Consider the following 12,858-nt stretch of genomic DNA (forward strand, 5'->3'; position numbering starts at 1 on the left):
GGCGTCCTTCAAACAGATTTCGGGAGGAGGCGCTCAAACAGCGCCTCTACAGTATTAAAGCGCTCTTCCGGACGTTCCATCGGTACCTGGAATTTGAACATCGTCGCGCCTTCGAATTTGTAGCGTTTTGGCTGGCTCTGGATCAGCTTGATCAGCGTCATCGGGTCGACCGGCGTCTGCGCTTCGAACTCGATGCGCCCACCTTGCGGCCCGCCATCGACCTTCTTGATACCCAGTTGCTCAGCCTGCAATTTCAACGCCGTGATGCGCACCAGATTCTTCGTCGGTTCCGGCAACAAGCCGAAACGGTCGATCATCTCGACTTGCAGATCCTTGAGGCCTTCCTCGTCGGTGGCCGAAGCGATGCGTTTGTACAGAATCAGACGCGCGTGAACATCCGGCAGGTAGTCTTCCGGAATCAGCGCTGGCACTCGCAAGTTGACTTCCGGGCCACCGCCCAGCGGCTGATCGAGGTTCGGTTGTTCGCCCTTACGGATCGATTTCACCGCGCGTTCGAGCATCTCCATATACAGCGTGAAGCCCACGGCCTGAATCTGCCCGCTCTGGCCATCGCCGAGCAGTTCGCCGGCGCCACGGATTTCCAGGTCGTTGGTCGCCAGGACGAAACCGGCACCGAGATCCTGAGTGTTGGCGATCGCTTCCAGACGCTTTTCCGCGTCCGAGGTGATTTGCTGGCGCGGCGGTGTCAGCAGGTAGGCGTAAGCCTGGTGGTGACTACGGCCGACACGACCACGCAACTGGTGCAGTTGTGCCAGGCCGAACTTGTCGGCGCGCTCGATGATGATGGTGTTGGCGCTCGGCACATCGATGCCGGTCTCGATGATGGTTGAGGCGATCAGCACGTTGAAGCGCTTGTGATAGAAGTCGCTCATCACCTGTTCGAGTTCGCGCTCGCGCATCTGTCCGTGACCAATGCCGATGCGGGCTTCCGGCACCAGTTCGGCGAGATCGGCGGCGCACTTCTCGATGGTTTTCACATCGTTGTGCAGGTAGTAAACCTGGCCGCCGCGCAGCAGTTCACGGAGCAGGGCCTCTTTGACCGTGCTCTTGTTCTGCTCCATGACGAAGGTGCGCACCGACAGGCGTCGCGCTGGCGGCGTAGCGATGATCGACAGGTCGCGCATGCCCGACACCGCCATGTTCAGCGTGCGCGGAATCGGCGTGGCGGTCAGGGTAAGAATGTCGACTTCGCTGCGCAGGGCCTTGAGCTGTTCTTTCTGACGGACACCGAAACGGTGTTCTTCGTCGATGATCACCAGCCCGAGGTTTTTGATTTTTACATCGTCGGACAGCAGCTTGTGCGTGCCAATGACGATGTCGATTTTGCCTTCAGCCAGATCGGCGATCGCCGCGTTCACTTCCTTGGCCGATTTGAAGCGGCTCATTACTTCTACTGTCACGGGCCAGTCGGCGAAGCGGTCGCGGAAGCTGTTGTAGTGCTGCTGGGCGAGCAGGGTGGTCGGCACCAGAATCGCCACCTGACGACCGCCGTGCACGGCGATGAATGCCGCACGCATGGCCACTTCGGTCTTGCCGAAACCGACGTCGCCGCAGACCAGGCGATCCATCGGTTTCGGCGCGAGCATGTCTTCGCGCACGGCTTCGATGGTCGATTGCTGGTCCGGGGTTTCTTCGAACGGGAACCCGGCGCTGAACGTCGCGTAATCGGCTTTCGGGTCGGCGAATGCATAACCTTCGCGAGCGGCACGCCGGGCGTAAATATCGAGCAGTTCAGCGGCAACATCGCGCACCTGTTCGGCGGCTTTGCGCTTGGCCTTCTGCCAGGTTTCCGAACCAAGGCGGTGCAGCGGGGCCAGCGCATCGTCGCTACCGGTGTAACGCGCGATCAAATGCAGGTTGGCTACGGGCACGTAAAGCTTGGCGTTCTCGGCGTATTCGAGGGTGAGGAATTCGGCCGCCTGATTGTCGATTTCCAGAATCGTCAGGCCCAGATAGCGGCCGACACCGTGATCGATGTGCACCACCGGCGCGCCTTCGCGCAGCTCGGTGAGGTTCTTGATCACCGCGTCATTGCTGACGTCGCTGCGTTTCTCGCGGCGACGACGTTGCATCACACGCTGACCGAACAGCGGACTTTCCGCGACGAGTGCCAGCGCCGGCTCATCCAGCATCAGGCCTTCGTCGAGCGGGGCAATGGTGATCGCCAGACGATCCTTGCTCGCGACGAAATCAGGCCAGCTGTCGACATTTTTCGGTCGCAGCTTCAGGCGCTCAAGCAACTCCAGCAGGACTTCACGACGGCCCGCGGATTCGGCGGTGAACAGCACGCGACCGGGGAACTCATCGAGGAACGCCGACAGCGCCGCCAGCGGTTGCGTGGCTTTGGCCTCGATTGCCAGATTCGGCAGTGCTTGCGCGGGGAAGCGCTCGCGGCCGACGCCGGTTTCCACGTCTTGTTGACTGGCGATCACACGTGGCCAGCTCTTCAAACGGGCGAAACAGTCTTCCACCGGCAGGAACAATTCTGCCGGCGGCAATAAAGGACGCGAAGGGTCGACGCGGCGCTCTTCATAACGATTGCGCACGTCGTTCCAGAAATTCTCCGCAGCTTGTTCGATGCCGGGCAGCGAGAACACTTGCGTGTCTTGCGGCAGGTAATCGAACAGCGTCGAGGTTTCGTCGAAAAACAGCGGCAGGTAATACTCGATCCCGGCCGGGGTGATGCCGCTGCTCAGATCCTGAAAGATCGGGCAGCGACGGAAGTCGACGTCGAAACGCTCGCGGAAACGCGCCTTGAAGCGGGTGACTGCGTCTTTCTGCAGTGGAAACTCACGGGCCGGCAGCAGCTTGACCGAATCGACCTTGTCGATGGAGCGCTGGTTTTCCGGGTCGAAGGTACGCAGGGTTTCGATTTCGTCGTCGAACAGGTCGATGCGATAGGGCAGTTTGCTGCCCATCGGGAATAGATCGATCAGTGCGCCGCGAACGGTGAACTCGCCGTGCTCATAAACCGTGTCTACGTAGCGATAGCCACTGGCTTCGAGCCGCGCACGCATCTGTTCAACATCGAGCTTCTGGCCGACATCCAGCACCAGGCTGCTGCCGAGCAGGAACTTGGTCGGCGCCAACCGGTGCAACGCTGTGGTGATCGGCACCACCAGCACGCCATGCGCCAGCTCTGGCAGCCTATACAAGCTGGCGATGCGCTGGGAAATGATGTCCTGGTGCGGCGAGAACAGGTCGTACGGCAGGGTTTCCCAGTCAGGGAAATGCAGAACGGGCAAATCCGGGGCGAAGAAACTCAGCTCCTGTTCCAGTCGTTCAGCACTCTGGCTGTCGGCGGTCAGTAGCAGGGTGAAGCGCTTGGCAGCGCTGGCAGCCTCGGCAATCGCGAGACTGAGGGCAGCACCGGGCAGATTGCCCCAATGCTGTTTACCTGCCTCGGCAGGGAGTAGCGGTAGACGCAGAACGGGCACGGAAGGTTGAGCTCCAGGCTTTGCGACAAAGTCGGTAATTGTAGCGGCGTCCGGTGCCGCCTGTCAGTTGCAGACTACGTCTATCTTCGATGTTTGCGCGAAATGTAGTGGTAACCATAAAAACCAGCGGTTTTTTAGCGATTATGTAGTGCCGAAAGTGGCTGGTGTTACGGAGGGTTACAGACATCGTCTAACAGTCGTCGAAAAATTGACTGCGCTGAAAGCCCCGGTTTTACTGGGCTGGCGCGAGGCGTAATTTTTTTGAACGGGATTTTGTTACCGATTTCGCGACAAGCGCGCATTGCTGAATGAGGTTGTCGGCGGCATAATGTAGCCCCTTTTTTCTGCCCCTACATGTGGAAGGTTACCGTGACTCAGAAGCCCGACCAGTGTCTTGGTGAATGGATCGACCGTGAAGCACTCGCAGAAGCGATGATTCCGCTTATCGGTCAGCTCTACCGCAATAACAACGTGGTGAGCTCGATCTATGGCCGCAGCCTGATCAACCAGTCTGTCATCGCGATTCTCAAAGCTCACCGCTTTGCGCGCCACCGTTCTTCCGACGACAGCGAACTCTCCGTCCACGAAACATTCCCACTGCTCAAGGCCATGAGCGAGCTCAAGCTCGGCGCGGCTTCGGTAGATCTGGGCAAGTTGGCGTTCAAATTCCGTAACGAAGGCAATGGCCGCAGCGCCGAGCAATTCGTTCGTGAAGAAATGGCTGACGTGGTTGGCCAGCAAAACGCTTCCGCACGTAAAGGCACCGACGTTGTGCTGTACGGCTTCGGTCGTATCGGCCGTTTGCTGGCGCGCATCCTGATCGAGAAAACCGGTGGTGGCGACGGTCTGCGTCTGCGTGCCATCGTCGTGCGCAAAGGCGCCGACAACGACCTGACCAAGCGCGCCAGCCTGCTGCGTCGCGATTCGGTCCATGGTTCGTTCAACGGCACCATTACCATCGACGAAGAAAACAACACCATCACCGCCAACGGTAACCTGATCCAGGTGATCTACGCGAAGAACCCGACCGAGGTGGATTACACCCAGTACGGCATCAAAGACGCGCTGCTGGTGGACAACACCGGTGTATGGCGTGACGCCGATGGCCTCGGTCAGCACCTGGCCTGCCCGGGTGTCGCCCGCGTTGTTCTGACCGCGCCTGGCAAAGGCAAGCTGAAGAACATCGTTCACGGCATCAACCACAACGAAATCACCGCTGACGACAAGATCGTGTCCGCCGCTTCCTGCACCACCAACGCCATCGTGCCGGTGCTGAAAGCTGTGAATGACAAGTTCGGCATCATCAACGGTCACGTCGAAACCGTTCACTCGTACACCAACGACCAGAACCTGATCGACAACTTCCACAAGGGCGATCGCCGTGGCCGTAGCGCCGCGCTGAACATGGTGATCACCGAGACCGGTGCTGCCACCGCTGCTGCCAAGGCCCTGCCTGAGCTGGCCGGCAAGCTGACCGGTAACGCGATCCGCGTTCCGACGCCAAACGTGTCGATGGCCATTCTCAACCTCAACCTTGAGAAAGCCGCTACCCGTGAAGAGATGAACGAGTACCTGCGCTACATGGCGCTGCACTCCGATCTGCACAAGCAAATCGACTTCGTCAACTCGCAGGAAGTGGTTTCGACTGACTTCGTGGGCTCGCGCCACGCCGGTGTGGTCGACGCTGAAGCGACCATCGTTCAGGACAACCGCGTTGTTCTGTACGTCTGGTACGACAACGAGTTCGGCTACAGCTGCCAGGTGGTTCGCGTGATGGAAGACATGGCCGGTGTAAACCCGCCAGCGTTCCCGCGCTAAGCACTCGTTGCAAATGAAAGCGCCCCGACTTAGGTCGGGGCGTTTTTGTTTGTGTGCCGTTTAGAGCTGTGTTGTCAGTAGCGGCCTCTTCGCGAGCAGGCTCGCTCCCACATGGGGATTTGTGAACGACACAGATCCAGTGTAGGAGCGAGCCTGCTCGCGAAAGCGTTCTATCGAGCGCCGCCGGGTATGGCCGCTTGCGCGGTGCGCAGTTCATGCTTATTGCCGCGGAACAACACCAGCGTTGCAATCAATCCCAACACCGCCGCACCACTGAGCCAGATCCCCGGCGCAGCCTTGTTATCCAGCACATGAATCAGATACGTACACGCCGCCGGGGTAAACCCGCCGAACGTCGCGGTTGCCAGGCTGTAAGCCAGCGAGAAACCGGTCGTGCGCACCTCCACCGGCATGATCTCGGTCAGCGCCACCACCATCGCGCCGTTGTACGAACCGTAGAGGAACGACAGCCACAACTCGACAATCAGCAAATGGCTGAAGCTCGGGTTCGCCACCAGCCACGACAGCGCCGGGTAGGCGGTCAGGATCGCCAGAATCGTCGCCGCCAGCAGTAAGGGTTTACGGCCGATCTTGTCAGACACCGAGCCCATCACCGGCAACCAGAAGAAGTTCGACAGGCCGATGCATACCGTTACAAGCAACGCATCGAAGTCCGACAGGTGCAGCTCAGCCTTGCCGAACGTCGGGGTGTAGGCGGTGATCAGGTAAAAAGAAACCGTGGTCATCACCACCAGCGCCATGCCGGCGATGACGATGCCGAAGTTCTGACCGATCGAGCGGACGATTTCCCGCAGGGTAGGGCGGTGTTTTCTGGCCTGGAACTCCGGCGTCTCCTCCAGCGAGCGGCGAATGACGAAGATTACCGGCACAATCATGCAGCCGATCAGGAACGGCACGCGCCAGCCCCAGTCGCCCATTTGTTCCGGGCTCAGCCAGTGATTGAGGCCGACCCCGAGCAGGCCGGCGAAAACCACTGCCGCTTGCTGACTGGCGGATTGCCAACTGACAAAGAAGCCCTTGCGGCCCGGGGTGGCGATCTCTGCCAGATAGACAGATACGCCGCCCAGTTCTACGCCAGCGGAAAAGCCTTGCAGCAAACGACCGAACAGCACGATCAGTGGCGCGGCAACGCCGAGGGTCGCGTAGCCTGGCACACAGGCAATCAGCACCGTACCGGCAGCCATCAACGCCAGCGTGATGATCAGCCCTTGGCGACGGCCATGGCGGTCGATATAGGCGCCGAGGAAAATCGCCCCGAGCGGTCGCATCAGGAAGCCGGCACCAAAGGTTGCCAGTGAAAGCATCAGCGAAGCGAAGGCGCTGTCGGTGGGGAAGAAGGTCTTGGCAATGGCTGTGGCGTAAAAGCCGTAGACCATGAAATCGAACATTTCGAGGAAGTTGCCGCTGACAACGCGAAAAATCGCTTTGCCTTTGCCCGTGGTGGAGGACATGTTCAGGTACTCACTATTGGATTTTGTATAAAGATGTTGCAGATCCTTTAATTCATAATGGCCGTCGCGGTTTTACGGAGAGATGAATAATTGTTCACTGGACGGTTGCTGGGGCTTGTGATTCTGGCTGGCTTATTGGCTGGCTGCGGCAATGGCGACTCCATGGAAGGCTTTGGTGGGCCGACCATGGGCAGCACGTATTCAATCAAGTATGTGCGCCGCGCCGGCTTGCCCGAGCCGAAGCAAGTTCGCGGTGAAGTGGAGGGGATCCTCGGCGAAGTCGATCGGCAGCTATCCACCTATCGCAACGATTCGGACATCGAGCGCTTCAACGCTTTGCCCGCCAACAGCTGTCAGAAAATGCCTGCAGCGGTACTTGAACTGGTCCGCACAGGCGAACAACTGTCAGCGCAAAGCGAAGGCTCCTACGACCTGACTGTCGAACCGCTGATGAATCTCTGGGGATTCGGCCCGCAGGGGCGCGAAGAGAAAGTCCCTGGCGCCGCCGCACTCGCCGAGGTGATGTCGCGCGTCGGTTATCAGCACTTGCGCATCAATGGCGATCAGTTGTGCAAGGACGCCGCCGTCGAGGTCGATTTCAACAGCATCGCCGCCGGTTATGCCGTCGACACCATCGCGGCACGGCTCGATGCCATGGGCATCCACGATTACCTCGCTGAAGCCACGGGTGAGCTAAAGGCAAAGGGGCGAAAGCTTGACGGCTCATCGTGGCGCATCGCGCTGGAAGAGCCTCGTGACGATCAACAGGTGACCGAGCGCATTATCGATGTCGACGGCTACGGCGTTTCCACCTCCGGCGACTACCGCAACTATTTCCTGCAGAACGGCCGGCGTTATTCCCACACCTTTGATGCGCGCACCGGCGCACCGGTCCTACACGACCTGGCGTCCGTCACGGTGATTCATCCTTCAGCGCTGATGGCCGATGGCCTATCGACGCTGTTGCTGATTCTTGGCCCGGAAAGGGCGTGGGACTATGCGGAAAAACATGACATTGGTGCATTCTTTGTGATTCGTGCCGATACAGGTTTTGTCGTTCGTACCAATACGGCTTTCGAGCGCCTCACTGGCAAGAAAACTGACTGAGAACAATACGAAAGCTGGCGTTGTAGTGCAGGCAAAAGTAGCCTACGACGCGACCAAGGGTTAATGTGCGCGGCGTTGACGCTTCTATAGACTGTGTCCGGGTTCTTGATTGACCCCCAATTGTTCCTTCGCGCCGCCGTTCGGCGTGATTTAGCCGCCGGTGCTGCTGGCACCGCGGCCTGTTCTGAGGAGTACGCATGGCTGTCTACAACTACGACGTGGTGGTGCTGGGTTCCGGCCCGGCGGGAGAAGGCGCGGCAATGAACGCCGCCAAAGCAGGGCGCAAGGTCGCGATGGTCGACAGCCGTCGCCAGGTCGGCGGCAACTGCACCCACCTCGGCACCATCCCGTCCAAGGCACTGCGTCACTCGGTGCGGCAGATCATGCAGTTCAACACTAACCCGATGTTCCGGGCGATCGGCGAACCACGCTGGTTCTCCTTCCCGGACGTGTTGAAAAGCGCTGAAAAGGTTATTTCCAAACAAGTCGCTTCACGCACCGGCTACTACGCCCGTAACCGCGTCGACGTGTTCTTCGGCACCGGCAGCTTCGCCGATGAGCAAACCATCGAAGTGGTCTGCGCCAACGGCGTGGTCGAGAAACTGGTGGCCAAGCACATCATCATCGCCACCGGTTCGCGCCCGTATCGCCCGGCGGACATCGATTTCCACCACCCGCGTATCTACGATAGCGACACCATCCTCAGCCTCGGCCACACCCCGCGCAAACTGATCGTTTACGGCGCCGGCGTGATCGGTTGTGAATACGCGTCGATCTTCAGTGGTCTGGGTGTACTGGTCGAGCTGGTTGATAACCGTGGTCAGTTGCTGAGCTTCCTCGACTCGGAAATCTCCCAGGCGTTGAGCTACCACTTCAGCAACAACAACATCACCGTGCGCCACAACGAAGATTACGATCGCGTTGAAGGCGTCGACAACGGCGTGATCCTGCACCTCAAGTCCGGCAAGAAGATCAAGGCCGATGCCTTGCTCTGGTGCAACGGCCGGACCGGTAACACCGACCAGTTGGGCCTGGAAAACATCGGCGTCAAGGTCAATAGCCGTGGCCAGATCGAGGTCGACGAGGCTTACCGCACCTGCGTACCGAACATCTACGGTGCCGGTGACGTGATCGGCTGGCCGAGCCTGGCCAGTGCCGCTCACGACCAGGGTCGTTCGGCTGCTGGCAGCATCGTCGATAACGGTAGCTGGCGCTTTGTGAATGACGTGCCGACCGGCATTTACACCATTCCGGAGATCAGCTCGATCGGCAAGAACGAACAGGAACTGACCCAGGCCAAAGTGCCGTACGAAGTAGGTAAGGCGTTCTTCAAGAGCATGGCGCGTGCGCAGATCGCCGGCGAGCCGCAAGGCATGCTGAAGATCCTGTTCCACCGTGAAACCCTGGAAGTGCTGGGCGTTCACTGCTTCGGTTATCAGGCGTCGGAGATCGTCCACATCGGTCAGGCGATCATGAGCCAGCCGGGCGAACTGAATACCCTGAAGTACTTCGTCAATACCACGTTCAACTACCCGACCATGGCCGAAGCCTATCGGGTAGCGGCGTACGATGGCCTCAACCGGCTTTTTTGACGGGCTCCGGCCGGTGGCCTGAGCCGGCCGGGGAGACCGATTTCAGCAATTCTCGAGGGTGGCAGTGGCCAAACCGGGAAAGTCTGTAATCAGGCTGTCAACGCCGAAGTCGGCGAGTCTGCGCATCAGCGCAGGCTCGTTGACGGTCCACACCGACACATGCAGCCCCTGACGCTGCGCCTTCTGCAGGCGTTCCGGCGTACACAACGTCCAGTTCAACGCGAGAATCTCACAGCCATAGCTGGCCGCGACTTTCAATGGGTCGAGCCAGGCGTATTCGGCGACCAATCCGCGTGACACATCCGGCACCAGATCCAGCGCCGCTTTCAGCACTTCCCGCGAACTCGAGGTGATCGTCACCTTGTCGAGCAGGCCATGCCGTTGCGCCATTTCACGAATCGCCAGCACCGTGGTTGCGGCGCGAGTACGTGAAGCGCTTTTGACCTCCAGTTGCCAATGCTCGAAATCACACTTCTCGAACAACTCTTCCAGGGTCGGAATCGGGCACGGCTTGATCCAGCCCGGGCCACCCTTGCGCGCGTCGTAAGTGACCAGCTCGGCGGCGGTGTGTTCGACGACTTTGCCGCGCCGCTCAGTGGTGCGTTTGAGGGTCGGGTCGTGGATGACCATCAACTCGCCGTCCTTGGACAGGTGCAGATCGAGTTCGCAACGGCGCACGCCGTGCTTGAGACATTCCTGAAAGCTGCTCAGGGTGTTTTCCGGTGCTTCGCCCTTGGCGCCGCGGTGGCCGTAGATGAGGGTCACGGTTCTTCCTTAAATTAAATGCCTGATTCGTTCTGTTCGCGGGCCAGACGTCGTTCCTGGGCCTGCTTCTGCAAGATATAGCGGGCGAGCAACTGGCGCTGGGCATCGGTCAGGTGTTCGAACTCGGTACCGATGTCATAACCTTCGCCCTTGCGGTCGCAATGGGTGACGCGGGCACGCAGCAACAGGCCCAGCGCTTGCGGCATCAGCACCAGTTTCACTGACAGGTGTGCACCGGTGGCAATCGGTTTCGGGTGCTGAAAGTCGATTCCGCCCTCGGAGATGATCACCGGTTGCGGCTCGCCGATATGGCCGAGCACGGTCAGGGCGACCACCTGGCTGAGCAGGTCGATGCGCTTGTTCTGGGATTTCAGGAACGCGGCGATGGCCCGGTCGCGCTCGCTGATCTGCCGCAACAGGTGTTGCGACTCGAATTCACTCAGGTGCAGTTCGCTGAGCAGGTTGAACAGTGGGGAAGCATCCTGCAACACTTCCTGGCCTGCGGCTTCGGGAGCAGACAGGGGCCGAATTTCCAGTGCGATCGTGTCCTCGATACGGTAGTATTCGCGGCGATCTTCTTCATCTAATGTCGACATGGCGAACCCATGGTAGCGGCGGTGGTCTGAGTGTAAAGCTGGTTATCGACCCCCGCCACAAGGACGTTCCTTTTCCCTCCGAACAAGCCCCGACATGTTCAGACCTCTCTTCGTATTTATCGGCACGCGTTATACCCGTGCAAAGCGTCGCAATCATTTTGTGTCATTCATTTCCCTGACTTCGATGATCGGGCTCGCCCTTGGCGTGGTCGTGATGATCGTCGTGTTGTCGGTGATGAATGGTTTCGATCATGAGATGCGCACCCGCGTGCTGGGCATGGTGCCCCACGCGACCATTGAATCCACCGAGCCGATCAACGATTGGCAAAGCCTGGCCACCCAGGTCAAACAGAACCCGCAGGTGACGGCGGTAGCGCCGTTTACGCAGATGCAGGGCCTGCTGACCAATAACGGTCAGGTGTCCAAGGTGTTGCTCAACGCCATCGACCCTGCGCTCGAGCGCAATGTGTCGATCATCGACAACTTCATGAAACAGGGCAAACTCGACGATCTGACGCCGGGCAGTTTCGGCATCGTCATCGGCGACAAGGCTGCGACCAAGCTCGGCGTCGGCATCGGTGACAAGGTCACCTTTGTCGCGCCGGAGGTCAGCGTGACCCCGGCCGGGATGTTCCCGCGCATGAAGCGCTTCACCGTGGTCGGCATTTTCCATGTCGGCGCTGGCGAACTCGATGGCTATCTGGGCGTGACCAACCTGCAGGATCTGGCGAAGATGCACCGCTGGAAACCGGATCAGGTGCAGGGCATTCGCCTGAAGTTCGACGACCTGTTCCAGGCGCCGCGTGTGGCATGGAACATCGCCCAGCAGCTTGGCGAAGACCATTACTACGCCCGCGACTGGACCCGCACCCACGGCAATCTGTATCAGGCGATCCGTATGGAAAAAGCCATGATCGGCCTGCTGTTGTTGCTGATCGTCGCCGTCGCTGCGTTCAACATCATTTCCACGCTGGTGATGGTGGTCAACGACAAGAAGGGCGACATCGCCATTCTGCGTACGTTGGGCGCGACGCCGGGCACGATCATGCGCACGTTTATGGTGCAGGGCACGGTGATCGGTGTGGTCGGCACGGCGATTGGCGCGGTGGTCGGTATTTTCGCCGCGCTTAATGTCAGCGCGGCGATCTCGGCACTGGAAGGCCTGATCGGCCACAAATTCCTTAATGCTGACGTGTATTTCATTGATTATCTTCCGTCGCAGGTGCAGAGCCAGGATGTGGTCATGGTCTGCGCCGCTGCGTTGGTCCTGAGTTTCCTCGCCACCCTGTATCCAGCCTGGCGTGCCGCGCGCACCCAGCCGGCGGAGGCGCTACGTTATGAGTGAGTCGGGCATGAGTGAACAAGCAATCCTGAGCTGCCGCAACCTGGGCAAATCTTACGAGGAAGGCCCGGAATCGGTAGAAGTACTGGCCGGCCTGCAACTGGAGTTACACCCGGGCGAGCGCGTCGCGATCGTCGGCACCTCGGGTTCGGGCAAAAGTACCTTGCTCAACCTGCTCGGCGGCCTCGATACGCCGACCAAGGGCAGCGTCTGGCTCGACGGTGAAGAACTGTCGGCGCTGAGCGAGAAGAAGCGTGGCCTGCTGCGTAACCGTGCGCTCGGTTTCGTTTACCAGTTCCACCACTTGCTGCCGGAATTCACCGCACTGGAAAACGTCTGCATGCCGCTGCTGATCGGCAAGACGCCGATCCCGGAAGCGCGTCAGCGCGCCACGGCGTTGCTGGAGCGCGTCGGCCTCGGTCATCGCCTGGAGCACAAACCGGCGGAACTGTCCGGCGGTGAACGTCAGCGTGTGGCCATCGCCCGCGCCCTGGTGAACAAGCCGGGCCTGGTGATGCTCGACGAGCCAACCGGCAACCTCGACTCCCACACCGCCCAAGGCATTCAGGATTTGATGCTGGAACTCAGCACCTCCATGCGCACGGCGTTCCTGGTGGTGACTCACGACATGAACCTGGCCCGCCAGATGGATCGCGTACTGCACCTGCAAGAAGGTTGCCTCACGCCTATCTGACTGGCTGAAACCCG

Annotated in this window: 9 protein-coding genes; 5 read left to right on the forward strand and 4 right to left on the reverse strand. The window is 59.7% G+C overall.

What is annotated here, in order from left to right:
* Positions 1-8: 8 nt before the first annotated feature.
* Entirely contained in the window at positions 9-3,458 is a 3,450-nt protein-coding gene (gene mfd, locus AC1DVF_RS15510; protein WP_460091623.1) for a transcription-repair coupling factor, read from the reverse strand.
* Between the two features lie 354 nt (positions 3,459-3,812).
* Between mfd and AC1DVF_RS15515 the strand changes: the two genes are divergently transcribed.
* Positions 3,813-5,276, forward strand: coding sequence for a glyceraldehyde-3-phosphate dehydrogenase (locus tag AC1DVF_RS15515; RefSeq protein WP_477782725.1), 1,464 nt, complete (start codon positions 3,813-3,815; stop codon positions 5,274-5,276).
* Positions 5,277-5,446: 170 nt separating this feature from the next.
* Here AC1DVF_RS15515 and tcuC read toward each other — a convergent pair whose 3' ends face one another.
* Positions 5,447-6,748, reverse strand: a complete 1,302-nt coding sequence (gene tcuC, locus AC1DVF_RS15520) for an MFS transporter (protein ID WP_016986740.1) — start codon at positions 6,746-6,748, stop codon at positions 5,447-5,449.
* Between the two features lie 90 nt (positions 6,749-6,838).
* Between tcuC and AC1DVF_RS15525 the strand changes: the two genes are divergently transcribed.
* Together AC1DVF_RS15525 and sthA are read left to right on the forward strand one after the other, a co-directional pair.
* Positions 6,839-7,855: an FAD:protein FMN transferase gene (locus tag AC1DVF_RS15525; RefSeq protein WP_477782726.1), complete on the forward strand. Its 1,017-nt coding sequence runs from the start codon at positions 6,839-6,841 to the stop codon at positions 7,853-7,855.
* A 197-nt stretch (positions 7,856-8,052) separates the two neighbouring features.
* Entirely contained in the window at positions 8,053-9,447 is a 1,395-nt protein-coding gene (sthA, locus tag AC1DVF_RS15530; protein WP_064117858.1) for a Si-specific NAD(P)(+) transhydrogenase, read from the forward strand.
* Positions 9,448-9,489: 42 nt separating this feature from the next.
* On the opposite strand, the gene AC1DVF_RS15535 is transcribed toward sthA, so the two are convergent.
* Both AC1DVF_RS15535 and AC1DVF_RS15540 read right to left on the reverse strand, forming a co-directional pair.
* Positions 9,490-10,212 carry a glycerophosphodiester phosphodiesterase gene (locus AC1DVF_RS15535; RefSeq protein ID WP_007910500.1) on the reverse strand — a complete coding sequence of 241 codons (723 nt, stop codon included), beginning with the start codon at positions 10,210-10,212 and terminating at the stop codon, positions 9,490-9,492.
* 14 nt (positions 10,213-10,226) lie between these two features.
* Positions 10,227-10,808, reverse strand: a complete 582-nt coding sequence (locus AC1DVF_RS15540; protein WP_477782727.1) for a PilZ domain-containing protein — start codon at positions 10,806-10,808, stop codon at positions 10,227-10,229.
* 94 nt (positions 10,809-10,902) lie between these two features.
* Here AC1DVF_RS15540 and AC1DVF_RS15545 point away from each other — a divergent pair, with 94 nt between their 5' ends.
* Positions 10,903-12,153 (forward strand): lipoprotein-releasing ABC transporter permease subunit, encoded by a 1,251-nt coding sequence (locus AC1DVF_RS15545; RefSeq protein ID WP_034156426.1) that lies wholly within the window; start codon positions 10,903-10,905, stop codon positions 12,151-12,153.
* Positions 12,146-12,844, forward strand: a complete 699-nt coding sequence (lolD, locus tag AC1DVF_RS15550) for a lipoprotein-releasing ABC transporter ATP-binding protein LolD (protein WP_007910506.1) — start codon at positions 12,146-12,148, stop codon at positions 12,842-12,844. Before AC1DVF_RS15545 ends, lolD begins: the two co-directional genes overlap by 8 nt.
* Positions 12,845-12,858: the final 14 nt, after the last annotated feature.

The sequence above is a fragment of the Pseudomonas sp. P4_D7 genome, assembly GCF_056401755.1.

Bases quoted from the DNA above. Each gene is read 5' to 3' on its own strand.
- AC1DVF_RS15515 (WP_477782725.1), top strand. From the start codon at position 3,813: ATGTGGAAGGTTACCGTGACTCAGAAGCCCGACCAGTGTCTTGGTGAA.
- tcuC (WP_016986740.1), bottom strand. From the start codon at position 6,748: ATGTCCTCCACCACGGGCAAAGGCAAAGCGATTTTTCGCGTTGTCAGC.
- sthA (WP_064117858.1), top strand. From the start codon at position 8,053: ATGGCTGTCTACAACTACGACGTGGTGGTGCTGGGTTCCGGCCCGGCG.
- AC1DVF_RS15540 (WP_477782727.1), bottom strand. From the start codon at position 10,808: ATGTCGACATTAGATGAAGAAGATCGCCGCGAATACTACCGTATCGAG.
- AC1DVF_RS15545 (WP_034156426.1), top strand. From the start codon at position 10,903: ATGTTCAGACCTCTCTTCGTATTTATCGGCACGCGTTATACCCGTGCA.
- lolD (WP_007910506.1), top strand. From the start codon at position 12,146: ATGAGTGAGTCGGGCATGAGTGAACAAGCAATCCTGAGCTGCCGCAAC.